Genomic DNA, 24,166 nt, shown 5'->3' with positions numbered 1-24,166 from the left:
TTATTGGCTTTCTCCTTACGGCTGAATCGGGAGTCTCCGCACTTTAAGAGTTTTGTCGAAGAAGCACCCGATCCCGGTGGCGGCGGCATAGTCTGCCAGACAGACCGGGAGCCCGGAGGTGTCATGAGCAAAGAGCCTGCGGACGTGGCAAGGCCGGCAGAGGATCCGCCGGTCCCCTCCGAAGATCACGGCATCCGGCTCGGGCCGGAGCCCGGGCCGCCGTCGGCCTTCGGCATCCCGTCCGAGCCCGTCCGGCCGCCACGGATAAGACGGTTCCGGCTCGCGGCGTGGGTCGCCCTGATCCTGGCCGCACTCGTGGTCGGGGCATCCGTCATGTGGGTGAACGGGCCGCCCACCGAGGCCGACTTGCGGGAGCAGGCCGGGCTGTTCACCAAGGACAGGCTCCGGATCGGGGTGAAGGCCGACACCCCGGGCATCGCCCTCCAGGAGAAGACCGGCAGGCGTGCCTTCACGGGGTTCGACATCCAGATCGCCTACCTGGTCGCCGCAGATCTGGGCTACCCGCCGGACAAGGTTGACTTCCTGGCCATCGAGACCGAGGACAGGGCGCGCATGCAGGCCCTGGACGACAGGGGCCGGTTCGTCAGGGTGGATCTCGTGGTCGCCAGCTTCAGCGTGACGCGCGCCCGGCAGGAGGACCCCGCCGTCGGATTCTCCACCCCCTACCTCTACACCGAGCAGTCCGTGGTGACCAGGTCCGTTCCGCCGGTGAAGATCACCTCGTTGGGTCAGCTGGCGGGTGAGAAGGTCTGCACGCTCGGCACCTCCACCTCCGAGAAGGAGCTGGAGAGCGCGACCAGGGCCGTCGTCACCGCCAAGAACCTGATCAGTGACTGCATGACGGGTCTGCAGGGGAACGAGTTCGACGCGGTGACCACCGACGCGGCCATCCTGGCCGGGTTCGTCGCCGAGTCCCCCGGAGAGCTCAGCCACCATGACATCGCGCTGGAGAAGACCGAGATGTGGGCCGTCAACGCCGGCTCCAACCGCGCGCTGCGGACCCTGGTCGACCTCGCCCTCTACCGTTCCTACGCCGACCCCCAGGATCAGAGGTGGGAAGAGGCCTACCGGACCTACCTCGACCCGCTGCTGGCGGCCAGTCCCAGCGTGAACGTCGCCCAGGCGGAGCAGCCCTGCGCACTGCCCCCGGCGGTGCGCAGGTGGCCGTGGGAGCGCACGCTTCCCGTCCAGGAGTGTCCGTCCCGTTGAAAAGCGTCGGGCGGGTCAAGGACGCGCCGAGGAACCAGGAGTGGTTGCTCACGCTCCTCCCGATCTTCCCCCTCGTCCTGCTGGTGATGCGGCTCTGGTACGCCAGCCGGCAGGACACCCAGACGTTGCTCCTGCTCCTGCAGAACATCAGCCCGCTGGGTCTGCTCAGCGCGGTCCTGCTGACCACCCTCTGGGTGCTGCCCGCGCTCATTCTCGGCGGCCGGGTGCTCGGCACCCTGTACTGGATCAGCACGGGCCGCTCCTCCTGGCTGGTGCGCGCCGCCGAACGGCTGCCCGGCTGGGTGGTGGTCCTGGCCGTCGTGGTGGGCCTGTTCACCTGGCAGCTGCGGTTCCTGCCGACCCTGGCGATGCTGTCGCTGACCGTGGTGGGGCTGACGGTGCGCGACCGGTTCCCCCGCAACGAGTGGCTGCGGGCCGTCGTCTGCTACGCGCTGCCCGTGACGGTCGCGGTGATCTCCTACATCGTGCTCTGGCCGGCCGTCGGTACGGCGGTCGCCGCACACGACGTGGCCACCTCGCTTCTTCTCACGCTCCCGCAGGGGCTCGCGGTGCTGCTGACCGGCCCCGTTCCCCGGGCGCCCGCCTGGGGACTCACCCACGGCATCGCGGTCGCGATGGCGGTGCTCACGCCGTTCCTGGTGGGTGTGGTCGTGATGAAGGCGCCGATCCTCCCACTGATGGCGCTGCAACTGAGCGAGGACGAGAAACCGCAGGTGCTCGTGGGCTATCTGGTCGCCAGTGACGACCAGATGTCCACCGTCCTGGGGCGCGACGGTGTCGTCAGTTTCGTCAGGAACGACCGGCTGCAGTCGAAGGTGCTCTGTCCGGACTTCGGCGAGGTGCCCAGGACCTGGGCGAACCTGCACGGCTGGTATGTCGAGCAGAGCGTGGTCTCCTGGGTCGCCCCGGCTCCGCCACCGGCTCCGGTCGACCCACGGTGCCAGGGCCGCCCCAAGGACCAGCGGACCGTACGGCCCGCGCCGACACCGTCGGAGGCCTCCCCTCCGGCGTGACGGGCGGCCACCCGGCCGGCCTGCCCGGCGAGGCCGCTACGCGCGGCTCCCTACTGGCGATACTCCTCGACCTCGTCGATCGTCCTCGGCGCGGCCGAGTCGGGATCCTCCCCGAACTCCCGGCGTGCCCGGCGCTGCCTGAGCAGGTCCCAGGCTTGGTCGAGGGCCTCCTCCAACTGCGTGATCCGGTTGTTCTCCTCGTGTGAGGAGATCCCGCCGGAGGCCAGCCGCTGCCGGAGGCCGTGCTCCTCGGCGATGAGCTCGTGGATATGGGTGAGGATGTCGTCGTCCTTCATCGCGTTCTCCCATCATGGCTTATTTCGGACTGTATCCGATCAGCGGATGACCGCTCCGATCAGCCGGAACGTGGGAGCGGGGCGCAGGAGGAAGAACCCGCCTCAGGCCCGGAAGACGGTGATGTCGTGGGCGCGGAGCGCCGCCACCGCCTCCTCGGGGGCGTCGTGGCCGGTGACCACGGTGTCGATACGGGACACCGGCGCGATGCGCACGGCACTGCGGCGGCTGAACTTGCTGTGGTCGGCCAGCACCGTCAGGCGACGGGCGGTCGTGATCATGTTGCGGTCCGTCTCGGCCTCGGCGAGATGGGCCCCGAGCATGCCGTACTCGGGGTCGAGGCCGTAGGCGCTGAAGAAGGCCTGGTCGATGTGGATGTCGGCCAGGGCCTGGGTGGTCAGGTGGCCGAGCAGGGAGAGCTCGACGTTGCGCATGAGGCCGCCGAGCACCAGCACCTGCACGTCCTCGGCGGTGGTGCCGATCTCGTAGGCGATCGCGATCGAGTTGGTGACCACGGTGACGTCGGGCGCCGCACTCAGGTGCGGCACCATCTGGGCGGTGGTGGAGCCGCCGGTGAGCAGGATGGTGCTGCCCGGCGTGATGAGCTCGACTGCTTTTGCGGCGATGCGCCGCTTCTCCTCAAGATTGCGGACGGCCCGCTCCGTTATCGAGGTCTCAACAGGCACCGGCACCTCGTCGCCGTCGACGGCCAGCGCCCCGCCGTGCACCCGGCGCAGCAGGCCTCGCCCGTCCATGTCGTCCAGGTCGCGACGGACCGTCGAGACGCTGACGTTCAGCAGTTCGGCGAGGTTTTCCACGCTGATCGACCCGTTGCTCCGGACATGGTGCAGCAGCGTGCTTCTGCGCTTCTCGCTCAGCATCGGTAGCCGGCCTCTCTGTCCACCGGTTTCAGGCGAGGTTCCCTGACGGTCAGGTGACGCCGGTCGGGCCCGTGAACCGGTGAGCTGCACGGGTTTTCGCGGGGCTCGACTGACATCTCGTTTCTATCAGTTTCGCGCGGAAGGCGGCAATCTCTCTCATTGGTCGCAGGACGGTGCGGAACAGGGTGGCACGGTCTCCGCCTCGGTGGCGTTGACAGGCTCGTGTGCTGCTGTCTACGGTTCCATCGTGGAAGTTATGAGAGTTTTTGAAGGTTTTTGATGCATTCGAGCTTAGGAGATCCGCAGTGACCACGCCCCAGCCCGTACTCGCCCGCCACACGCAGGCCGAGGTCGACAGTCAGCCGGAGGTCTGGCAGCGGGTCGTCGACGCCGCCCAGAGTCTGAGCGCGATCCTGCCCCGGTCCGGAGCCAATGTGCTCGGGGCCGGCTGCGGCACCTCCTACTACATCCTCGACTCCTACGCGCACCTGCGGCAGCGCCTCGGCCAGGGCAGGACCCGCGCGGTGATCGCCACCGAGCTCGACGACACCGACCCCTATGACGTGGCCATCCTGCTGTCCCGCTCCGGCACGACCAGCGACCTCGTCCGGCTGGCACGGGAGCTGTCGGAGCGCATGACCACGATCGCGGTGACCGGCACCCCCGGCTCTCCGATCACCGAGGTCACCCACCGGCACGTCCTGCTCGACTTCGCCGACGAGCGCTCCGTGGTGCAGACCCGCTTCGCCACCTCCGCCCTCACCCTGCTGCGCGCCTCGGCGGGCGAAGACGTGGCCGCGCTGCCCGCCCAGGCCGCCGCGGCACTCGACGAGCCGCCGGTCGCCGATCCGGCGGACTACGACCACCTGGTCTTCCTCGGCACCGGCTGGAGCCGGGGCCTGGCCGACGAGGCCGCGCTCAAGTGCCGGGAGGCCGCCCGGCTGTGGACCGAGTCCTACGCCACGCTGGAATACCGCCACGGTCCCATCGCCTGCGCGGGCCCGCGCAGCCTGGTCTGGTCGTTCGCCCCGCTGCCCGCCGACGTCGTCGCCGCGATCACGGCCACCGGGGCGACCCTGCGCGTGGCCGCCGCCGATCCGCAGGCCGAGCTGGTACGGGTCCATCGCCTCGCGATCGCCTACGCCCGCGCCCGCGGACTGGAGTGCGACACGCCCGAGCACCTGTCCCGCGCGGTCGTCGTCGAATAGCCCCCGTCCCGCCCCTTCGATCCCGATCGCCGAGTGAGCCGCCATGCCCTTCCTCCCGCCCGTCACCGGGGAGCCCGACCCGGACCCCTACCCGCCGTCCGTGACGCCGGCCCGGTCCTGGCACCGTGGCCACACCGGCGAGGGAGCGCCGACGTGATCGTCACCGTCACCCTCAACCCGGCGCTCGACGTCACCTACCGTCTCGACGCGCTGACCCTCGACGCCACCAACCGGGTCGCCGAGGTGTCCTGCCGCGCCGGGGGAAAAGGCGTCAACGTGGCCCGGCTGCTGCACGGCCTCTCCGGGGGGCCCGCGACGGCATGCGGCCTCCCCGGCGGGCCCGAAGGAGGAGGCGGCGCCTTCCCGGAAGAGTTCGGGGGGGTGGAGGTGGTGGCCGTCGGACTGGCCGGGGGAACGGCCGGGACGGCCTTCCTGGCCGACCTCGACGAGGCCGGGCTCGCATACGCGTTCGTGCCGTGTGCGGCGGAGACCCGCCGCACGGTCGCCGTCGTCGACAGCGGCGCCGCCACGGTGACCATGCTCAACGAGCCGGGGCCGGTCGTCACCCCGGCCGAGTGGAAGGCGCTGTGCCACCGGCTGCAGGAGCTCCTCCCCGAGGCCACGGTCGTCGTGCTGAGCGGCAGCCTGCCCCCCGGGCTGCCCCCGGACGCCTACGCCACGCTCGTCAGGCAGGCGGAGCGGCACGGCGTGCCCGCCGTCCTCGACGCGGACGGCGGTGCGCTCCTCGCCGCCCTCTCCGCCGGTCCCGAGATCGTGAAACCCAACATCTCCGAGCTGGCCCGGGCGCTGACCGCTCGGAACGGCGCATCCGGATCCGGTGAACCCGCGGGCCCGCCGGACGCGGCCGGGGGAGCGGCGTGGATGCGGCAGGAAGGGGCGCGCGCGGTGGTGGTGTCGGACGGTCCACGCGGTCTGTACGCCGACACCCCCGACGGGCGGTGGCAGGCCGTGCCGCCGGAGGTGCGGGGAGGCAACCCCACCGGGGCGGGCGACGCGGCCGTGGCCGCGCTGGCACTCGGCCTCGCCCTGGGCTGGGACTGGCCCCGCACGCTCGTCCGGGCCGCCGCCCTGTCGGCCGCCGCCGTCCGTCACCCGCTGGCGGGACAGATCGACCCGGCGGTTTATCTCGACCACGTGGGCCGCGTCCGCCTGGAACGCGCCCGGAGCGAAAGTGAGGACAGTCAGTGCCGTTGACACCGACCGGTGAGCTGGTCGCCGAGGCCGCGCGGGCCGGGCGAGGGGTGGGGGCGTTCAACGTCATCCAGATCGAGCACGCCGAGGGCATCGTCTCCGGTGCGCAGCACGCCGGGAGACCGGTGATCCTGCAGATCAGCGAGAACACCGTCGCCTACCACGGCGCGCTGGCGCCGATCGGGGCCGCGTGCCTGGCCATCGCGCGGGCGGCGGCCGTACCGGTCGCGGTCCACCTCGATCACGCGACCCGCGCCGACCTGGTCGACGAGGCGGTGGAGCTGGGTTTCGGCTCGGTCATGTTCGACGCCTCCGCGCTGCCCTACGAGGCCAATGTGGCGGCGACGGCGGAGGTGGCCGCCCGGGTACGGCGGCGCGGGGTCTTCGTGGAGGCCGAACTCGGCGAGGTCGGTGGCAAGGACGGCGTGCACGCGCCCGGAGCGCGCACCGAGCCGGAGCAGGCCGCCGGCTACGTGGCGGCCACGGGAGTGGACGCGCTCGCGGTGGCCGTCGGCTCGTCGCACGCGATGCTCACCCGCGACGCCGTGCTCGATCTCGACCTCATCGCCGAACTCCGCAGGGCCGTTCCGGTCCCGCTCGTGCTGCACGGCTCCTCGGGTGTGCCCGACGACGGCCTCGCGCTGGCCGTACGGCACGGCATGACGAAGGTCAACATCGCCACCCACCTCAACAAGGCGTTCACCGCGGCCGTCCGGGACAGGCTCGCCGCCCGGCGCGAGAAGGTCGACCCGCGCGACTACCTCGGTGCCGCCCGTGACGCGGTCGCCGCCCAGGTCGCCCACCTGCTGGGCGTTCTGGACCCGACCCGTCGGGGAGCCGGCACCTGAGTGGGAACGCCCCATGCCGTTCCCGGGAGGTTCCGACCGACGGTGAGCAGGAAGATCTCACGATGTGAGCTCGCGTCCCGGGCATCCGCCACCGTCTGCTAGCGTGCTAATCATGCTGCGCGGCCTGCTTCTTAGCTGCCGCGACGAGGGCCTGTAAGAGGTCGGCTCCCTCGTCGCGGAGCGAGCCATGCGTGTCGGCCACGATTGCCTTTCCAGTCGAGGAGCCTCTCCATGTATCCGCAGCAGCAGCCCAGCCCCATGCCGTTCAAGCGCTACGAGTCCTACGCGCCGGTCCGGCTCGACGACCGCACCTGGCCCGGCAAGGTCATCGACCGGGCCCCCCGGTGGTGCGCGGTGGACCTGCGTGACGGCAACCAGGCGCTGATCGACCCGATGGACTCCCACCGCAAGCTCAAGATGTTCGAGCTGCTGGTGAAGATGGGCTACAAGGAGATCGAGGTAGGTTTCCCGGCCGCGTCGCAGACCGACTTCGACTTCGTCCGGCAGATCATCGAAGAGGGCCTGGTCCCTGACGACGTGGTGATCCAGGTCCTGACCCAGGCCCGGCCCGAGCTGATCGAGCGGACCTTCGAGTCGATCGAGGGCGCGAAGACGGCCATCGTCCACCTGTACAACTCCACCTCCACCCTGCAGCGCCGGGTCGTCTTCGGCCAGGACCGCGAGGGCATCACCGCCATCGCGGTCGAGGGCGCCAAGCTCTGCCGGAAGCTGGCCGAGGCCACCGACGTGGACGTCTACTTCCAGTATTCGCCGGAGTCCTTCACCGGGACCGAGCTGGAGTACGCCGTGGAGGTCTGCGACGCCGTCAACGACGTCTGGCAGCCCACCCCGGACCGCAAGGTCATCGTCAACCTGCCCGCCACCGTCGAGATGGCCACGCCGAACGTCTACGCCGACCAGATCGAGTGGATGCACCGCAACCTGGCCTACCGCGACTCGATCATCCTCTCGCTGCACCCGCACAACGACCGGGGCACCGCGGTGGCCGCCGCCGAGCTGGGCTACATGGCGGGGGCCGACCGGATCGAGGGCTGCCTGTTCGGCAACGGCGAGCGCACCGGCAACGTGTGCCTGGTCACGCTGGGCATGAACCTGTTCTCCCAGGGCGTCGACCCGGAGATCGACCTGTCCGACATCGACGAGGTCCGCCGGATCACCGAATACTGCAACCAGTTGCCCGTCCACCCGCGTCACCCCTGGGGCGGCGAGCTGGTCTACACCGCCTTCTCCGGCTCCCACCAGGACGCGATCAAAAAGGGCTTCGAGCACCTGGAGCGCGACGCGGCCGCCGCGGGGGTTCCGGTGGACGAGTTCACCTGGGCCGTACCGTACCTGCCGATCGACCCCAAGGACATCGGCCGCAACTACGAGGCGGTCATCCGGGTCAACAGCCAGTCGGGCAAGGGCGGGGTCGCCTACATCATGAAGGCCGACCACCAGCTCGACCTGCCGCGCCGCCTGCAGATCGAGTTCTCCCGCGTCGTCCAGGCCCGCACCGACGCCCTCGGCGGTGAGGTGAGCCCGGCCCAGATGTTCGAGGTCTTCACCGACGAATACCTCCCGAACCCGGCCAGTCCGTGGGGCCGGCTGGGCCTGCTGGCCCATCGCACCGTCTCGCAGGGCGACGACAAGGACGCCATCAGCGCCGACCTGCGCGTCCACGGGGAGATCCGCGAGATCGAGGGGATCGGCAACGGTCCCATCTCCGCCTTCTGCGACGCGCTGGCCGGAATCGGCATCCAGGTCCGTGTCCTGGACTACGCCGAGCACGCGATGAGCGCGGGCACCGACGCCAAGGCCGCCTCCTACATCGAGTGCGAGATCGCCGGTGAGCCCATGTGGGGCGTCGGCATCGACGCCAACACCACCACCGCCTCCCTGAAGGCCGTCATCTCCGCCGTCAACCGCGCCACCCGCTAAGGCGTCCTGCGGGCTTTTCCGCAGAACACGCCCGGTACGGCTTACGCGGCCCCGGTACGACCTGCCGGGGCGACGCGTCCGACAAGCGCCCACAAGGCCTCACGTCGTCTATTCGACCGCGCCCTCCGCGTGACCCGCGGACGCGCGGTCGAGTCATTTCCTCCGACATGGCGGAGGCCGAGGGCCCGGCCGCGGTCTCCTCGGACCCGCAGGCAGGGCACGGCCGCGTCACCGGCGGTGACCGCGATCTCATATACTTTATGAGTAAAATACTTTCTAAGCACATGAGTGGGGGCCATGAGGGGACGACCGGGCATGCTCGTACGGCGGCTGCCGCTGAAGGGAGCGTTCCGGCTCGGCCGGTTCGGCGACATCTGGCACAAGCACGCGCTCAGCGCGGTCGTCGCCCTGGCGGTCCCCGATCTGATCCTCCTCGCGCTCGGCCGCCTGGACCTGGCGGTCTACCCCTCCGCCGGGGCGATGTGCGCCCTGTACGCGCACGGCCTGCCGTACGCGGCCCGAGCGCGCACCCTGTCCTGGGTGGCGCTGGGCATGATCGCGAGCGTGGGGGTGGCGCTGACCGCGGCCGGCCTCACCCGGTCCACCATCGCCCTGATCCTCGTGACCGCGGTGCTGGCCGCCCTGCACAAGGTGATGTGCGACGCCGCCCGGATCGGCCCGCCCGGAAATGTGATCTTCACCTTCATGGCCGCGACGTGTGCCTTCATGCCCCAGCGGCTCAGCGAGGTGCCCTTCCACCTGGTGCTCGCGATGGCGGGTGCGGTCCTCGCCTGGCTGGTCTGCATGGCCCCCGCGCTCGTCCGGCCCGACGGCCCCCAGCGCATCGCCGTCGCCCGTGCCCTGGAGGCGGCCGGCCGCGCCTTGGCGGCGGCCGCGAGGGGCCCGGCGGCGGACGCCGCCGCGTCCCGGGCCCGCCATGACGCCGCCGCGGCGGTGAACGCCGCCTGGCACACCCTCCTCCTCGTGCCCGCGGGGCCGGGCCGGAGCGCTCTGGAGCGCCTCCTGGCGCACGCCGAGGAGTCCCTCGCGACAGGATCCGCCGGGGAAGCCGGCCGGCTCGCCGGCTGGGCCGGGGACCTGCGCCGGAACCGGCCGCTGCCCGAGACGGGCCTCACCGAGGCCGAAGCCGCCGAGCTGACGGGCATAGCGGTGGAACGGGCCGCCCGCAGCGGCCGGCCGCGTCTGCTGCGGGCGTTTCACCCGGCCTCCCCGCTGTTCCCGATCGGGATCCGCGTCGCCGTCGGATCCGCTCTCGCCGGGCTGATATCGATGGCGGCCGGGGTGGGCCACCCCTACTGGGCGATCGTGACGGCCGCCGCCGTCTTCCAGGCCAACGCCGTGCTGTCCTGGCATCGGGCGCTGCAACGCGCGCTCGGCAACTTCGCCGGTCTTCTCCTCTTCACAGCGCTGCTGCCGGTCAGCCGGACCGGGCAGCTCGCGCTGGTGCTGCTCGTGCTGGTCCTCCAGTTCGTCACCGAGGCACTGATCACCCGCAACTACTGGTTCGGCACCGTGTGCGTGACCCCGATGGCCCTGCTGCTGACCGAGTTCCCCGGATACCGGCCCGCCGGGCAGTTGATCACCGATCGTTGGCTGGACACCTGTGTCGGCGTCGCGGCGGGACTGCTCGGCTGCCTGCTGGTGACCAACCGCCGTACGGCCGGCCGGGTCGACGCCGCCCTCCACCGGGTGGCCGCCACCCAGGCCGCGGCGGAGCGCCTGCTGGCGCCCGGTTCTCCCGGACCCGGTGACGTCTCCCGGGTCCGCGGCCTGCTCACCGCCGCCCTGGTGGAGCTCCGCGAGGCCGCCGAGGTCGCCGCCGGCGAGTGGTGGCAGCGCGCACTGCCGGAGGAGCGGATCGCCGGTGCCGAACAGCGAGGCCACCGGACGCTCGCACGACTGGCCGGGCCGGTCCGGGATAGAGTCTGCTGCGGATCGACGGACGGCTGAGGGAAGCGGGGGCGTGGAGGACATCGTCGCGCAGGTGATGCGCCAGTGGCAGCGCATCAACCCGGAGCTGGACACCGCGCCGATGGCCGTGATCGGACGCCTCAACCGTTGTTTCCTGCTGATCCAGCAGGCCACCGACGCGCCGCTGCGCGGGCACGGTCTGACCCGGCCCGAGTTCGACATCCTCGGCACGCTGAGACGGCTGGACCGGGAACTCACCCCCAGCCAGATCGCCAGGGAGACCTTCGCCTCCGGGGCCGCGGTCACCAAGCGCCTGCGGTTCCTCCAGGAACGCGGGCTGGTGATCCGCCGCCCCGACGACCGCGACCGGCGGGTCTCCCACCTCTCGCTCACCGAGCAGGGCCGTACGATCATCGATCGGATGCTTCCCGAGCAGGTCGGATACGACGCGTCGCTGCTGTCGGGTCTGGACGCGGAGCGGCAGCGGGAGCTGGCGGGACTTCTCGGTGAGCTGCTGCTTCTGCTGGAAGGACGGCTGGGCGCCCGCCAGCCCTGACCGCAGTCCTCCGACCTTCCCGACAATGCCCCCATATACCATCAAACTCCCCACCGGTCCCCCAACCGGTCTGATGAGCCCGGCGCGACCATGAGCGGCCCCGGTGACGGTCATCCCGCCGTCACCGGGGCCGCAGGCGCGCCGGTGCCGGCTGCAGAGAGGACATATCGGTGAGCGAACCGCAGACGAACTGGGCGGGCAACGTCACCTACGGGGCGGCACGCCTCCACCGCCCCGACAGTGTCGAGCGGCTGCAGGACGTGGTCGCCGGCAGCGGCCGGCTGCGAGCGCTCGGCACCCGCCACTCCTTCAACCGCATCGCCGACTGCCCGGACGGCGACCTCGTCTCGCTGGAGAACCTGCCGGCCTCGATGGAACTGGACACCGTACGCCACACGGTCACGGTCTCCGCCGGAGTCCGGTACGGCGAGCTGGCCCGGTGGCTGCACGATAAGGGCTACGCCCTGCACAACCTCGGCTCGTTGCCGCATATCTCGGTCGCCGGAGCCTGCGCCACGGCCACGCACGGCTCGGGGGACGCCAACGGGAACCTGTCGACGGCGGTGGCGGGCATCGAGATGGTCACCGCCGACGGCGAGATCACCGTCCTCACCCGGGAGCGGGACGGCGACCGCCTCCGCGGGGCGGTGGTCGGCCTCGGCGCGCTGGGGATCGTCACCCGGCTCACCCTCGACGTCGTCCCAGCGTTCGACATACGGCAGGACGTGTATGAGAACCTCCCCTGGGCGCGGCTGGAGGATCACTTCGAGGAGATCTTCTCCGCGACGTACAGCGTGAGCCTGTTCACCCGCTGGCGGGGACCGCAGATCGACCAGGTATGGCTGAAACGGCGCGTCGACGGATCCGGGGACGCCTGGGAGGCGGCGCCGGAGTGGCTGGACGCCACCCTGGCGGAGACCGAGCTGCACCCGCTGCCCGGGATGCCGGCCGCCAACTGCACCCGGCAGCTGGGCGTGCCGGGCCCGTGGCACGAGCGGCTGCCGCACTTCCGCCTGGACTTCACGCCCAGCAGCGGGGAGGAGCTGCAGTCCGAATACCTGGTGCCGCGCCGGCACGCGATCGGCGCGCTCCGCGCGCTGGACCGCATCAGGGACGGCGTGGCCTCCGTCCTGCAGGTGTCGGAGATCCGGACCGTCGCGGCGGACGATCTGTGGATGAGCCCCTGCTACGGGCAGGGGGCGGTCGCCCTCCACTTCACCTGGAAGAAGGACTGGCCGGCGGTGAGCCGGGTGCTCACCCTGGTCGAGGAGGCATTGGAGCCCTTCGAGGCACGGCCGCACTGGGGCAAGCTCTTCGTCACCAGCCCGGAACGCCTGCGGTCCCGGTACGAGCGGCTGCCGGACTTCCAGCGGCTGCTCGGCGTCCACGATCCCACGGGCAAGTTCCGCAACACGTTCGTCGACGACTACATCCTCGGCGAAAACCCTCGGTGACGAGCCTGCGCCCGGCCCCATCCAGACCACCGGACTGTGTCGGTTCTCCTACCTCTGGGTAGGTAACCACCGTTTCGATCGGTTCATCTGGGGCCGGGCGGCGGGGGAGGGTGTGACGGACCTCCGGCCCTTCTTGCGGCAATCGGGGGGCGGAAACCATGGGACACAACGCACCATCCGGATATGACAGGCCCCGGCAGCCGACGGCCTCGGACTACTCGGGGCCCGGCGTCGAAGCCGAGTTGCCCGGAGCCGAGGGCGGTGACGTCGGCTACGTCCCCCTTTACACGGCACGCGCCTCCTCAGTGGGCGGCAGAACGGGCCGGGTGCGGACGGACGACGGCCTCCTCGACCTGGAGGTCCGCGCGCCGGAGCAGCTCGGCGGCCCCGGTGGCGCCACCAACCCCGAGCAGCTCATGGCCGCGGGGTACGCGGCCTGCTTCCACAGCTCCCTCGTGCTGGTCGCCGGCAGGGAGGGCCTGAACACCGACGGGGTCAGCGTCGAGGCGACCGTGGAACTGCGCAAGCGCGGCAAGCACGACGACTACGCGATCGGCGTCGACGTGACGGTCCACCTGCCGGAGCTGGACCCGCGGCTCGCCGGTCCTCTCGTCGAGCGGGCCCACGAGCACTGCCCGTACTCCAAGGCGCTGCTGGGAAGCGTCGAGGTCGGGGTGCACCTCGCCTGATCCGGTTCCTGGCTGGGCGCAGTCTCAATCTTGAATCGGACATCAAATCATGAGCCGGATCACATATCCGAATTAGGGTAGTCAACTCCCATCACAGTGTTAACAAGGCGATATCTGCCATTGGAAGCGCGAAATTCGCCACTGTGGCAAAGGGGGAAGCAGATGAAACGCAACACCGTCGTGCGCGCCATGCACGATGTCGGGCTGGCCGCCTGGTTCGGGGGCTCGTTGATGGGCGCCATCGGCCTCAACGGCGCCGCCTCCATCGTCAGCGAACGGAGCGAGCGCATGCGGGTGGCGAACACCGGGTGGGAACGGTGGGCGCCGGTCAGCACGCTGGCCGTCGCCGCGCATGTCATCGGCGGGGTCGGACTGCTGATGGCCAACAGGCAACGGATCGCGCACCAGGCCGGAGTGGGCACGAGCACCCTGACCAAGGTCGCGCTGACCGGCGTGGCGCTGGCCGCGACCGCCTACACCGGCGCGCTCGGCGCCAGGATGAAGCAGGCGGGCGAGGTGCCGGTGAAGGGAGCCGTGCAGCCGGACAAGGACACCCCGGAGGACGTGGCGAAGGCGCAGAGGCAGCTACGGGTCCTGCAGTGGGTCATCCCGGCCACCACCGGGACGCTCATCGTCCTGACCTCCCTGCACGGGGAGCAGCAGCGGCCGGGGGAGATGCTGCGCGGCATGGTGCACAACGCCTTTTCAGCCGGAAGCAGGTAGCAGACCGGACTGACCCGCCGGGCGGTCCCGCGGCGATCGCCGCAGGACCGCCCGGCCCCTGCGTGGAACCGGGACGCGTGTCGCCCGCCGGTCCCCGGGTTGGCCCGCCTCCCACTGGAGAGGTCGCCGGGGAAGGACGGGCCCCATCAGACACCTGGACGGAGCCTTATCCTATGCCCCGCACCGTCGTCGGCCGTCATGTGATCTTGATTTGTCCGTGCCGCTGAACGATCATGTAATAGCCGCGCCTGTGCATCCTCAGCCGGGGATGCAATATCCGTTGTCAGGCGTAGGCCGACCGGTAGTACCTCGGCTGCCGGCCCCCGCCGACCTCTGGAGACAGTCCCATGACCAACGGTGCGCCCCCTCCGGGAAACCCCGCCGAGCCGGACTTCTCCTCCGTCTTTCCGCCGGGAGTCGATCTGAGCACCCCCAGCACCGCCCGGATGTACGACTACTACCTCGGGGGGAAGGACAACTTCGCCTCCGACCGTGAGGCGGCGGAGAGGATCATCGCGCTGGTGCCCGGCACGCGCGAGGTCGCGCTGGCCAACCGCGCCTTTCTCGGCCGGGCGGTACGACACCTCGCGGCGGCGGGGATCCGGCAGTTCGTCGACATCGGCACCGGCCTGCCCACGCAGGAGAACGTGCACCAGGTCGCCGGCCGTGAGGCACCCGGCTCCCGGGTGGTCTACGTCGACAACGACCCGATCGTCTTGGCCCATGCCCGCGCGCTGCTCGCCAACAATCCGGACACGATCGTCGTCGAGGGGGACGCGCGTGAGCCCGAGGCCGTCCTCGGTGATCACAGGGTGCGGGCCCATATCGACTTCGACCGGCCGGTCGCGGTCCTGCTCGTCGCGATCCTGCACTTCATCCCGGACGACGAGCAGGTCGCCGGGATCGTCGCGAGCCTGCTGCGTCCGCTGGCCCCCGGCAGTCACCTGGTCATCTCCCACATCTACGCCGGTGACCACGACGACGTGACCATCAGGAAGGGGGCGGACGTCTACGCCAGGTCCAATGCGAGATCCATCACCGCGCGTGGCCCCGAGCACCTGCGCCGCTACTTCGACGGGCTGGACCTGGTGGGGCCGGGCATCGTCCCGGTGGAGGCGTGGCACCCCGGGGAGGACGTGGAGGCCGACCTCGTCAAGCCCGGCATCCTCGGGGTCGTCGGCCGGGTGCGGTGACCTCTCCCCTCGTCGGACAGTGATCAGCCGCTTCCCTCGGACGGGGTGGCACCGAGATCAGTCGGTCGACGTGTACGTCATCACGGATGGCAGGGTCCTGGAGCCCATCTTGGACAAGTACGTCGAGCGCGGTCCGGCCGAGTTGAGGCCTACGGTGCTGACTCTCCCGCCGCTCAGAGATCTGGGCAGCCCGTCGGAGCCGGCGGTCCGTTCCCGCGGAGGAGCGAAGCTCCGGGAGATCCTGGACAGGCTGGGAGATCGTGTCTATGACGCTGCCTAACTACAAGCCACTTTTAGTTTGATGCTTGATCAACACATCAAACTAAAAGTCGTAGGAGACCCGGCCGCAGCACCAGCACCGCCTGGGCGAAGGTGCTCAGCGCCCGTCGGCCTCGGCGCGTCCCGCTCTTGCTGCGCAGTCGGTGCAGCAACGAGGCCAGGTATTCGGCTGTCTCACGGCGGACATCCAACATGGCGGTGTGGGTGATACTGGAAGACACGCAAAACCCCTCGGTCGACCTCATGTTCGCAACATCGGTCTACCAGGGGTTTTGTGCTGTCCAGGCCCTATCGGAGGTCCTAAAAAAATGATCTCTGTCCATGCCTGGGCAGGCTGTTGAGCGTCGATCTGCACGTGAGGAAGGGTGAACGGCCGCCATGGAAGTACAGGTCCGCGTTGGGCAGTTCGGTCTCGCCCTCGACGCCAGAGGCGTGCAGCGTCCGCCGGCCGCGCGGGCTCGGTCGGCGGCCGCTCGGTCGTGGCCAGTCCCTGTCGCGACAGGCTGAACGTGGCATATGCCGCGCTGTAGCGATCGGGGAGATGGATGGCTTCTCGGCCGGTTCGCCTCAGGAGGGGGCAGGGGCCGCGAGTATCCCGGCGGCCATGACGTGCAGCGCCGCGGCCAGCCGCGGCGCCTCTCCGCGCTCCAGCAGCCGCAGCACCGGTTCGCTTTGAAGGCTGCCCAGCAGGATGTGCGCCAGCAGCTCTCCGTCCAGGTCGGGGCGCCGCTCGGCGATCAGTGCGCTGGTGTGGCCGTGCCAGAACCGGTAGACGGGATGGTCGTCCCGCGAGTCCGGAACGTGGTCACCGCCTTCGCCCCGGTGCTCGCCGTGCTCCTTCCACTCCGGCCTGGGCGCTGCCGTGGCGGCGTGGCCGAGCGCCGCGAGGAGCCCCTTGTTGCGGCCGACGACGTCGACGATCGCGTCCAGGAAGGCCGTCAGTCGCTCCTCGGGCGGGGCGCCGGGCCCCAGCGGCGGAGGTCCGCTCGCCACGGCCTCCTCCAGGGCGTAGGCCCGCTCCTGCATCAGCGCGACCATCAGCCCCATCCGGCTGCCGAAACGATGGAACACCGTGCCCTTACCGACCCCGGCTGCGGCGGCGACCTGTTCCATGGAGATCTGCTCGGGCCGGTGCCGGGCGAGAAGGTCCTCGGTCGCCCGCAGGATGGCGCGACGGTTGCGTGCCGCATCAGCGCGTTCGCGACGTTCCTCGATCATCGGCTCCTCTTCCCGTGGACAACTGGACCGCCGGTCAAGTACGCTCGCACCGAACTTGACCACAGGTCCACTTTATCCTCAATGAGGGAGGACGGCATGCGCCGAATCCGTTACCACACCTATGGCGGCCCCGAAGTGCTCACCATGGAAGAGGTGGAGATCCCCAGCCCGGGCCCGGGTCAGGTGCGCATCCGCACCGAGGCGATCGGCGCCAACTTCGTCGACGTGAAGTTCCGCCAGGGGCCGGAGACCGGCGGGATCTACCGGCGCGACCTGCCCGCCGTGCTCACCGGCGACGTGGTCGGCACGGTCGACGCGGTGGGGCCCGGCGTCGACCCCGGCCTCACCGGCCGGCGGGTCGCCGCGCTGGCCGAGGACGCCTTCGCCGACCACGTCCTCGCCGACGCCGAATGGCTCGCGCCCGTGCCAGAGGGAATCGACGACGCCACCGCGAGCATGCTGCCGATGGGCGCCCCCGTGGCGCTGGGCACGTTGCGCGCCGCCCGACTGTCGCCCGGCGAGACCGTGCTCATTCACGCCGCCGCGGGAGGCATCGGCCACCTGGCCGTGCAACTCGCCAAGATCGCCGGCGCCGGCACCGTGATCGCCACAGCAGGCTCCCCCGCCAAGCTGGACTTCACCCGCACGCTCGGCGCCGACGTGGCCGTCGACTACTCCGCGGAGGACTGGCCCGACCAGGTGCGCGAGGCCGCACCAGGAGGAGTCGACGTCGTCCTGGACTCCGTCGGCGGCCGTATCCTGCTGCGCAGCCTCGACCTCCTGGCACCGTTCGGCCGGGCCGTCGTCTACGGAGCAGCCAGCGGCGGGGCAACCGACATCCCGCTGACCAGCCTTTTCGCAATGAGATCGGTAGCCGGATTCTCGCTGATCGCTTGGCGCGCCGCCGCACCGAAACAAGCACGCGAGGACATGGACCAGGTCATACAGCACGCGGTCGAGGGGAGGCTACGCGCCAGGCTGCACACCCGGCTTCCGCTCGACAAGGCAGCCGAGGCGCATCGGATCATGGAGAGCCGCTCCCAGCTCGGCCGCGTCCTCCTCGTGCCCTGAGTCCACCAAGAACCCCCGACTCGATCATCGACGCGTACCAAGCCCGGAGCCGTGCGGGGTGCGACGGCGGGGCTGTTCGGTTACGGCCCGAGGGCGGCTGCTGCCGCTCCACCTTCGGCAGCAGCCGCTCGATCCGCTCCCACAACTCGTCCGGCACGATCCACGGCGGCTGTTCACCCTGACGCGCAGATCGACGTTCGGCAGCCTGCCCGGGTACGGGCAGAGATCATTTGTTGGGACCTCTCAAGGGCTTCCCGAGACGCCCACCCCACCCGCGCGAACTGCACGCTCCGTGACGAGCCATTGCCGAGAAGGGGGTCAGTGAGGTCGGTCTTCGGGAGGTGTGCGAGGCGACCGGAGGCTCAGGAGGGTTCTACACGCCGAGGCCGGTGATCCGGTTCGCGGCCAGGCGGTCGTTCATGTCGCTGGGGGAGAGCATCCTCGGTCTCTGAATTTTTCGTCGACACGATTGATTGCTGCGACGCTTCTTTGATTTCAAGCCGTACGGGGAAGGCTCTCGATTCTACTGAGGGCCTTCCCCGTGCTGAATGCTTCAGCGGCTAGTCGAAATCGCCGTTTTTCACGCCTCCGATGAATGCGTTCCATTCGTCGGGAGTGAAGACCAGCGCCGGGCCGGACGGATTCTTGCTGTCTCTGACACCTCTGCGCCCACGGGACAACTCAGCGACCTCAACGCAGTTGCCGCCGTCAGGTCCCGACCGGGTGGACTTGCACCATGTGACAGTGTGGAGTTCTTGGATTAGCTCGTCCATCGCGGCAGCGTCTCCTTGATCAGCTCTAGGGATTCGCGCTGGGACAGTGCTTCGGAGCGAATCCCGTCGTATCTGTATGCTAGAACGCTGACGTCCTCTGGTCGCTCTGTTACTCGGCTCATGACTCCAGCGGACTCGACGTACGCAGTGTCAAAGACTCCCTGTGTTTGTGCGATGGCGAATCCGCCAGCAAGGCCGGTCGTGGAGTACGCCTTCAGAGGAAGAACCTGGATGGTGACACGGGGGGCCTGGCCGGCTTCGAGAAGGCGGGTGATCTGCGCCGCCATTACAGCGGGGCTACCGATCGGCCGATGGAGGACCGCTTCGTCGATAACCACCCAGTACAGAGGCGGCTTGGCGCGCTTGAGAATGTTCTGGCGCTCCATTCGAGCGGTCACCTGCTCTTCGGTCTGCTCGGGCGTCACGCCGATATCACCGTTCAGGATGGCCCTGGCATAGTCCTCCGTCTGGAGGAGGCCGGGAACAACCAGCGGTTCCCAGGAGCGGAGGGCCTCTGCGGTGGCTTCCACGTCGAGCCACGGCCGGAACCAGGTGGGGGCCGCCGTGTGGCTGACCATCGGCCACAGTCTGATCAGCGCGCCTTCTGCCTCCAGTGCCTCGTCGCAGTGCCGGGCGAACTCCTCCGACGGTCCCCGGCTCGCGGTCTCGATCATGCTGATCGTTCCGACCGAGTAGGGAATCGCCTTCGACAACCGGATCTGGGACCAGCCTCGGGCCTTGCGGTGCCGCCGCAGCTCAAAGCCGAAGAGAGCGGTCGGGGATTCCGACGGATAGAGATCACTTTCCTTTGGCATCTGACCTCCGGGGGAACTTTCACCAACATTTCAGGGATCACCCCGTCGAAACTGTTGATGACTGCTTGAAGTCGATCGACTACCGAATGTATCCGAGGTTTGGGACAGGGCCCCGGCAAGTTGATGTTTTGAACGGATTCGTTCGTATTCGTCCAGCGGCGTAAGTAGGGGCGGGTAAGGAAATACCAAGCCCGCAACGACGGAAAGGCACGGCTCCCGAAGATCAGAGGTGTCTAAAGCCGCCTGATCGAATGAGGAAACCGTGCCTGTCGCGCCATCATCGCTGATCAACGCTGTCGGCTGCGAGCAAGTTGGGCAAACGGATACCGATTCTTCCGCCCGGCTGAAGCTCACCGACCGGTTCGCCCTGATTTCCGACCCACGCTCAGCGCGAGGGCGACGCCACTCGCTGGCCTCGATCCTGGCGATCGTGGCATGTGCCACCGTGGCGGTGGGCGGCGACTGCCTGACCGCGATCGAACAGTGGGCCGACAACGCCCCCCAGCAGGTCCTGGCCGACCTGCACATCTGGCGCGATCCATTCACCGGCCTGCACCAGCCGCCCAGCGAACGCACCATCCGCCGCGTCCTGGCCGGCTTGGACGGTGACGAACTCGACGCCTGCCTGGCAACCTTCCTCGGCCAGCCGCCCACCGTCGAACCGTACGAGCGCGCCCCAGCACCGGTGAGCCGGCGCACCGAGCGCGAAGCCCGCCGCGCCGCTCGCCGATCTCCCGCGCAGACGCCGGGCCTATTGCCGGCCTACGCCGTCGACGGCAAGCGCCTCAAAGGTGCCCACCACCCCGGCGGCGGCCGCGTTCACTTGATCAGCCTGGCCGCCCACCTCGACGCCACCGTCCACGCACAACGCCAGATCCCCGCCAAAAGCAGCGAGATCAGCGCCCTGGACGCGCTGCTGCGTCAGGCCACCGACACCGAACTGACCGGCGCTGTCATCACCGCCGACGCCCTGCACACCCAGCGCGCCTCCGCACGACTGCTGATCGACGACCATCACGCGCACTACGTCATGATCGTCAAAGCCAATCAGCCCACTCTGCGCGCCGCCGCCATCACCGCACTGACCGGCCCCGACGCCAACTTCATTACCGTCACCCACCGCGAGTTCGACCGCGGACACGGCCGCACCGAGCACCGCATCCTTCGCACAGCCCCGGCCGGCGACATCGATTTCCCCCATGCCGCTCAGGTCTTTCGCATCCTGCGCCATCGAGGTGGCCTGGACGGCATACGTCACAGCAAGGAAGTCTGCTACGGCATCACCGATCTGACTCCGCGGCAGGCCGGACCGGCCCAGCTCGCCGCCTACGTCCGCGGCCACTGGAAGGCCATCGAAAACGGCGTCCATCACGTCCGCGACGTCACCTTCGCCGAGGACGCCTGCCAAGCGCGGACCGCCACCTTGCCCCGCGCCTTGGCTGCTTTCCGCAACCTCGCCACCGGCACCCTACGCCGAGCGGGCCATGTCAATATCGCCCATGCCCGCCGCGATTACGGCTACGACCACCAGCGCGTCCTTGACCTGTTCAACCTCGGACCGAAGTGATCACACCGACCAAATCACAAACTTGCCGGGGCCCTGAGGTTTGGGACGGTGGGAAGGGCGAGCGGGATCGACTTCTCCGAGTGGGTGAGTTCATGAAAGCGACGAGTCCGGAGCCGAAGCTCCATGGCGATGTCAGCCTTCCCAGCGTCCGTGATTCTGTTTCACGAGCGCGCTCCGAAGTGCGCCGATGGCTCGGAAACACGCATCCCGTGATCGACGACGTGGTGCTGGCCACGTCGGAACTGGTGACGAATGCGATCATGCACTCCAACGCGAGAGCAAACGATTTCATCCGCCTCACCGTCACCGAAGCGGAGGAGTTCATCGGCATAGAAGTCAATGATCCGGGTTCAACATTTTCGGGACCTCATGTCCGAAAAGAAGCAAACGCGGAAGATGGCCGGGGCCTGCTGATCGTTCGCGAGATCTCGTTGGCATGGGGTGTCCGCGAGCACGGCTGCGGCCTGGGCCGTACGGTCTGGTGCGCCATCCGAACCGTCCCGCTCCCGGATTGCTCGTCCGCTCCCGAACCGGTCTCCGGGCAGGGCGACGGACGCGGCTCCCCGGCCGGTCGCGCGCCGGTGGCCGGGGAACCGGGTGGCCCTGCCTTCTCCGTGGAGGGGTGAGAGGCAGGGCAACCGCCAGATGTCCGGCCGGAGCTTCCCCCGCGACCCGGCCGGATCGACCCCCCGATGAAGCCCCGTCCCACCCCCATCGGGGGGTCAACCCTTGGCGGAAGGTTCCGGCTACGCCGTACGGTCACCGGGGCGGTTGGACGGACGGGATCTGCCGATCCCGGAGGTCACAGTCACTGCCGGGACCCTTTTGAGACAGCCCGTGCGGTCACTGGTTCAGGCGTGCGAGGACCAGGTCGGTGAACCCGTTGGCCAGCAGGATGACGGCGATGGCGGTCAGCAGGATGCCCGCGACCCGGTCCAGAATCATGGCGCCCTGCAGGGAGATGCGACGTTCGAGGTGGCCGGCCAGGTAGAGGGTGATCCCGGTGACGGCTGCGAAAGCGACCGCGGCGACCGACAGCCACGCCTTCTCCGGAAGGCCCGTGGCCGCCGCGGACGCCGCGACGCCGAAGGCGAAGGTGGTCCCCCCGACCGTCAGCGGGAACGACAACGGCGTGAACAGCACCGACTTCGGGTTCACCGCCTCCGATGGCGTGGCCGGGACGACGGCCGGGACGACGGCCGGGTCGAGCTGCTGCTGCTGCCTTTCCAGCTCCTGTTGCTTCTCCAGCTCCTGTTGCTTCTCCAGTTCCTCGACGGCGCCCGCCTTGCCGCGCATGAGGGGAATGGAGGCGTAGGCCAGGGCGATGCCGCCGGTGGCGGTGAGCGCGGCGGTGCTGATCCCCAGGAGTTTCAGCAGCGGCTCACCGACCCAGAGGGCGGCCAGCACGAACACGAGGACATTGCAGGCCAGTCCCAGCGACAGGCGCACGACCTGTACGTGGTTGAAAGGGCGCACGATCGGCAGGTAGGACGCCAGCGCCGCGACCGGACTGTAGAGGCCGAACAGGGCCAGGAACAGGATCAGCGCGGGGTGAGCGCTCATCGCGCGCCCTTTCGACGACGGTGAGCGGTCACGGAGCGTCCCGCAGGATCGGGCAGGTCATGCAGTGGCCGCCGCCGCGGCCCTTGCCCAGTTCGAATCCCTCGATCTCCACGACCTCGACGCCGTGATCGCGGAGCTTGTGGTTGGTGAACTCGTTCTTGTGATAGCCCACGACCACCCCGGGTTCGAGTGCGACGAAGTTGCTGCCGCTGTCCCACTGTTCCCGGGCCTGCTGGAAGTCGTCCCCGCCGGTGGGGATCACGTCCAGCTTGCCGATGCCCAGGGCGTCGGCGATCGCGGCGGCCAGGCCGGGGTCGCGGTGGACCTCCAGGGTCGCGTCCTTGTCGCCCGGTCGCAGCGAGTACACCTCGGCGTTGTCCACCACCGGCGGGTAGCCGGTGGCCTTGTCGACGTCCAGCAGGGTGAAGACCGTGTCCAGGTGCATGTAGGAGCGGTGGGGCGGGATGTTCACCGCGATCACGCGTGTCGCGGCCTGCTGGGCGAACAGTTCCAGGGCGAGGTGCTCGATCATCCGCGTGGTGGTGCGCTCGCTCACCCCGATCGCGACCGCCCCGTTGCCGATCGGCATCATGTCGCCGCCTTCGAGCGAGGCCTGGCCGAAGTCCTCTTCGTCGAAGCTGCCGTCGTCGCCCATCGGCGGATACCAGTACGTGAAGCCGTCGTCGGCGAACATCGGATGGTGGTGGTAGATGAGGCTCTGGTTGAGCGTCTCCAACCGCCTGGCGTGGAAGTACAGCGGGTTCAGCGACACTCCGCCGTACAGCCACGCTGACGGGTCGCGTTGATAGAGCGTGTTGGGCAGCGGAGGCAGAATGAACGCGTACGGATCGGCCATGGCGGCGACCAGACAGCGTGAGTTGAACCCTTCGCGGCTCTCCGTGGCCTCGGCGAAGAACTCCGCCTTGGTCAATCCGCCGATCAGGTGCCGGGCCAGCTTCGTCCCGTCCCAGCCCGCCAGTTCGCTGCGGACCGCATCGACCAGCACCGGCCCGACCGACAGGTGGGTGACCGTGCGCTCGATGGCGTGCCGCTTGGCCTCGGCGCTGGAATCCAGCGCCTGGGCGAGCAGTTCCTGGTGGTAGAACACCTCGATCCCGCGCTCACGCATCACCGCGACGAACGCGTCGTGCTCGATCTGGGCGCGGCTGACCCACAGCACGTCGTCGTAGAGCAGATCTTTCTTGTTCGAAGGCGTCAGCCGTTTCAGGCTGAGATCGGGCCGGTGCACGATCACCTGCCGCAGCCGGCCCACCTCGGAGTGGACTCCGTATCCGGTGCTCATGGCGCCCCCTGATCGCAGGTGATGAAGAAGCCGAAGACTCAGCCGACGACCGGTCGTGTGCTGCGCCCGCCTGGCGTCAGGCAGAAGGCGCGAATCCGATCCGACGGATCTGGCGATGCATTACGCAGTCATTCCACTGCGGCGGTCCCGGCAAATCTCTCGGTGGCAAAAACCAGGCAAAAGGTAGCGGCTGCCCTGCCGCGGTGCTCCGCGAGAACATCGGCTCAGGCAGGTCCTCCTGCGATCTGCCGGTGCTGACGCGCCGCCCGACGGTGCGGGCCGGGACCGGCCTGAGCCGGAGACCCGGCCCACGGCCGCCGGGCGGCGTCAGCGGCTCACCGGGTGGAGCGCGGTTCGATCCCCCATGAGGACGATTCGGCGA

General features: G+C 69.3%; 22 protein-coding genes. 15 read left to right on the top strand and 7 right to left on the bottom strand.

Features of this window, described 5'->3' with window-relative positions; genetic code table 11:
• Positions 1 to 144 precede the first annotated feature (144 nt).
• Positions 145 to 1,230, top strand: a complete 1,086-nt coding sequence (locus OHA77_RS09975) for a transporter substrate-binding domain-containing protein (protein ID WP_406317611.1) — start codon at positions 145 to 147, stop codon at positions 1,228 to 1,230.
• Positions 1,227 to 2,264 (top strand): hypothetical protein, encoded by a 1,038-nt coding sequence (locus tag OHA77_RS09970; RefSeq protein WP_406317609.1) that lies wholly within the window; start codon positions 1,227 to 1,229, stop codon positions 2,262 to 2,264. Before OHA77_RS09975 ends, OHA77_RS09970 begins: the two co-directional genes overlap by 4 nt.
• Before the next feature lie 50 nt (positions 2,265 to 2,314).
• Here the strand turns inward: OHA77_RS09970 and OHA77_RS09965 are convergent, their stop codons facing one another.
• Together OHA77_RS09965 and OHA77_RS09960 are read right to left on the bottom strand one after the other, a co-directional pair.
• Positions 2,315 to 2,560: a DUF2630 family protein gene (locus OHA77_RS09965; RefSeq protein WP_326820914.1), complete on the bottom strand. Its 246-nt coding sequence runs from the start codon at positions 2,558 to 2,560 to the stop codon at positions 2,315 to 2,317.
• Between the two features lie 102 nt (positions 2,561 to 2,662).
• Entirely contained in the window at positions 2,663 to 3,439 is a 777-nt protein-coding gene (locus OHA77_RS09960) for a DeoR/GlpR family DNA-binding transcription regulator (RefSeq protein ID WP_406317607.1), read from the bottom strand.
• Positions 3,440 to 3,744: 305 nt separating this feature from the next.
• Between OHA77_RS09960 and OHA77_RS09955 the strand changes: the two genes are divergently transcribed.
• The 10 genes from OHA77_RS09955 to OHA77_RS09910 all read left to right on the top strand — a co-directional run bounded on the left by OHA77_RS09955 (position 3,745) and on the right by OHA77_RS09910 (position 15,195).
• A complete protein-coding gene (locus OHA77_RS09955) occupies positions 3,745 to 4,647 on the top strand; it encodes an SIS domain-containing protein (protein WP_326820916.1) in 903 nt (300 codons plus the stop codon).
• A gap of 153 nt (positions 4,648 to 4,800) precedes the next feature.
• The gene (locus OHA77_RS09950) at positions 4,801 to 5,862 is read left to right on the top strand and encodes a 1-phosphofructokinase family hexose kinase (protein ID WP_406317605.1); all 1,062 of its coding nucleotides are present in this window, start codon (positions 4,801 to 4,803) and stop codon (positions 5,860 to 5,862) included.
• On the top strand, positions 5,853 to 6,707 hold the full coding sequence (locus tag OHA77_RS09945; RefSeq protein WP_406317604.1) for a ketose-bisphosphate aldolase: 855 nt from the start codon (positions 5,853 to 5,855) through the stop codon (positions 6,705 to 6,707). Before OHA77_RS09950 ends, OHA77_RS09945 begins: the two co-directional genes overlap by 10 nt.
• A gap of 231 nt (positions 6,708 to 6,938) precedes the next feature.
• On the top strand, positions 6,939 to 8,648 hold the full coding sequence (leuA, locus tag OHA77_RS09940) for a 2-isopropylmalate synthase (protein ID WP_326820919.1): 1,710 nt from the start codon (positions 6,939 to 6,941) through the stop codon (positions 8,646 to 8,648).
• A 297-nt stretch (positions 8,649 to 8,945) separates the two neighbouring features.
• Entirely contained in the window at positions 8,946 to 10,619 is a 1,674-nt protein-coding gene (locus OHA77_RS09935) for an FUSC family protein (RefSeq protein WP_406317603.1), read from the top strand.
• A gap of 13 nt (positions 10,620 to 10,632) precedes the next feature.
• Positions 10,633 to 11,136 carry a MarR family transcriptional regulator gene (locus OHA77_RS09930; protein WP_326820921.1) on the top strand — a complete coding sequence of 168 codons (504 nt, stop codon included), beginning with the start codon at positions 10,633 to 10,635 and terminating at the stop codon, positions 11,134 to 11,136.
• Positions 11,137 to 11,306: 170 nt separating this feature from the next.
• Positions 11,307 to 12,590, top strand: a complete 1,284-nt coding sequence (locus tag OHA77_RS09925; RefSeq protein WP_406317602.1) for an FAD-binding protein — start codon at positions 11,307 to 11,309, stop codon at positions 12,588 to 12,590.
• Positions 12,591 to 12,748: 158 nt separating this feature from the next.
• Positions 12,749 to 13,279 (top strand): Ohr family peroxiredoxin, encoded by a 531-nt coding sequence (locus OHA77_RS09920; protein WP_406317600.1) that lies wholly within the window; start codon positions 12,749 to 12,751, stop codon positions 13,277 to 13,279.
• Between the two features lie 162 nt (positions 13,280 to 13,441).
• Positions 13,442 to 14,002 carry a hypothetical protein gene (locus OHA77_RS09915; protein ID WP_406317598.1) on the top strand — a complete coding sequence of 187 codons (561 nt, stop codon included), beginning with the start codon at positions 13,442 to 13,444 and terminating at the stop codon, positions 14,000 to 14,002.
• Between the two features lie 347 nt (positions 14,003 to 14,349).
• Positions 14,350 to 15,195 (top strand): SAM-dependent methyltransferase, encoded by an 846-nt coding sequence (locus OHA77_RS09910; RefSeq protein ID WP_406317597.1) that lies wholly within the window; start codon positions 14,350 to 14,352, stop codon positions 15,193 to 15,195.
• A gap of 846 nt (positions 15,196 to 16,041) precedes the next feature.
• Here the strand turns inward: OHA77_RS09910 and OHA77_RS09905 are convergent.
• Positions 16,042 to 16,692: a TetR/AcrR family transcriptional regulator gene (locus tag OHA77_RS09905; RefSeq protein ID WP_406317595.1), complete on the bottom strand. Its 651-nt coding sequence runs from the start codon at positions 16,690 to 16,692 to the stop codon at positions 16,042 to 16,044.
• A 96-nt stretch (positions 16,693 to 16,788) separates the two neighbouring features.
• Here OHA77_RS09905 and OHA77_RS09900 point away from each other — a divergent pair, with 96 nt between their 5' ends.
• Complete coding sequence (locus tag OHA77_RS09900) at positions 16,789 to 17,763, top strand: zinc-binding alcohol dehydrogenase family protein (protein ID WP_406317593.1); 975 nt, start codon at positions 16,789 to 16,791, stop codon at positions 17,761 to 17,763.
• Positions 17,764 to 18,323: 560 nt separating this feature from the next.
• Here the strand turns inward: OHA77_RS09900 and OHA77_RS09895 are convergent.
• Entirely contained in the window at positions 18,324 to 18,536 is a 213-nt protein-coding gene (locus tag OHA77_RS09895; protein WP_326820927.1) for a DUF397 domain-containing protein, read from the bottom strand.
• Complete coding sequence (locus OHA77_RS09890; RefSeq protein WP_326820928.1) at positions 18,524 to 19,351, bottom strand: helix-turn-helix transcriptional regulator; 828 nt, start codon at positions 19,349 to 19,351, stop codon at positions 18,524 to 18,526. Before OHA77_RS09890 ends, OHA77_RS09895 begins: the two co-directional genes overlap by 13 nt.
• A 262-nt stretch (positions 19,352 to 19,613) precedes the next feature.
• On the opposite strand from OHA77_RS09890, the gene OHA77_RS09885 reads away from it, so the two are divergent.
• Positions 19,614 to 20,918 (top strand): ISAs1 family transposase, encoded by a 1,305-nt coding sequence (locus OHA77_RS09885; RefSeq protein ID WP_406317592.1) that lies wholly within the window; start codon positions 19,614 to 19,616, stop codon positions 20,916 to 20,918.
• Positions 20,919 to 20,998: 80 nt separating this feature from the next.
• Entirely contained in the window at positions 20,999 to 21,544 is a 546-nt protein-coding gene (locus OHA77_RS09880) for an ATP-binding protein (protein ID WP_406317591.1), read from the top strand.
• A 217-nt stretch (positions 21,545 to 21,761) separates the two neighbouring features.
• Here the strand turns inward: OHA77_RS09880 and OHA77_RS09875 are convergent, their stop codons facing one another.
• Both OHA77_RS09875 and OHA77_RS09870 read right to left on the bottom strand, forming a co-directional pair.
• Complete coding sequence (locus OHA77_RS09875; protein ID WP_406317589.1) at positions 21,762 to 22,481, bottom strand: MarC family protein; 720 nt, start codon at positions 22,479 to 22,481, stop codon at positions 21,762 to 21,764.
• A 28-nt stretch (positions 22,482 to 22,509) separates the two neighbouring features.
• On the bottom strand, positions 22,510 to 23,784 hold the full coding sequence (locus OHA77_RS09870; protein ID WP_326820931.1) for an arginine deiminase: 1,275 nt from the start codon (positions 23,782 to 23,784) through the stop codon (positions 22,510 to 22,512).
• Positions 23,785 to 24,166 lie beyond the last annotated feature (382 nt).

Source organism: Streptosporangium sp. NBC_01639, assembly GCF_045209755.1.
GTDB lineage: Bacteria > Actinomycetota > Actinomycetes > Streptosporangiales > Streptosporangiaceae > Streptosporangium.
The sequence above is the reverse complement of the archived record's forward strand: the minus strand, read 5'-3'. Positions and strand labels throughout refer to the sequence as shown.

Bases quoted from the DNA above. Each gene is read 5' to 3' on its own strand.
- OHA77_RS09965 (WP_326820914.1), bottom strand. From the start codon at position 2,560: ATGAAGGACGACGACATCCTCACCCATATCCACGAGCTCATCGCCGAG.
- OHA77_RS09960 (WP_406317607.1), bottom strand. From the start codon at position 3,439: ATGCTGAGCGAGAAGCGCAGAAGCACGCTGCTGCACCATGTCCGGAGC.
- leuA (WP_326820919.1), top strand. From the start codon at position 6,939: ATGTATCCGCAGCAGCAGCCCAGCCCCATGCCGTTCAAGCGCTACGAG.
- OHA77_RS09935 (WP_406317603.1), top strand. From the start codon at position 8,946: ATGAGGGGACGACCGGGCATGCTCGTACGGCGGCTGCCGCTGAAGGGA.
- OHA77_RS09920 (WP_406317600.1), top strand. From the start codon at position 12,749: ATGGGACACAACGCACCATCCGGATATGACAGGCCCCGGCAGCCGACG.
- OHA77_RS09915 (WP_406317598.1), top strand. From the start codon at position 13,442: ATGAAACGCAACACCGTCGTGCGCGCCATGCACGATGTCGGGCTGGCC.
- OHA77_RS09910 (WP_406317597.1), top strand. From the start codon at position 14,350: ATGACCAACGGTGCGCCCCCTCCGGGAAACCCCGCCGAGCCGGACTTC.
- OHA77_RS09905 (WP_406317595.1), bottom strand. From the start codon at position 16,692: ATGATCGAGGAACGTCGCGAACGCGCTGATGCGGCACGCAACCGTCGC.
- OHA77_RS09900 (WP_406317593.1), top strand. From the start codon at position 16,789: ATGCGCCGAATCCGTTACCACACCTATGGCGGCCCCGAAGTGCTCACC.
- OHA77_RS09895 (WP_326820927.1), bottom strand. From the start codon at position 18,536: ATGGACGAGCTAATCCAAGAACTCCACACTGTCACATGGTGCAAGTCC.
- OHA77_RS09890 (WP_326820928.1), bottom strand. From the start codon at position 19,351: ATGCCAAAGGAAAGTGATCTCTATCCGTCGGAATCCCCGACCGCTCTC.
- OHA77_RS09875 (WP_406317589.1), bottom strand. From the start codon at position 22,481: ATGAGCGCTCACCCCGCGCTGATCCTGTTCCTGGCCCTGTTCGGCCTC.
- OHA77_RS09870 (WP_326820931.1), bottom strand. From the start codon at position 23,784: ATGAGCACCGGATACGGAGTCCACTCCGAGGTGGGCCGGCTGCGGCAG.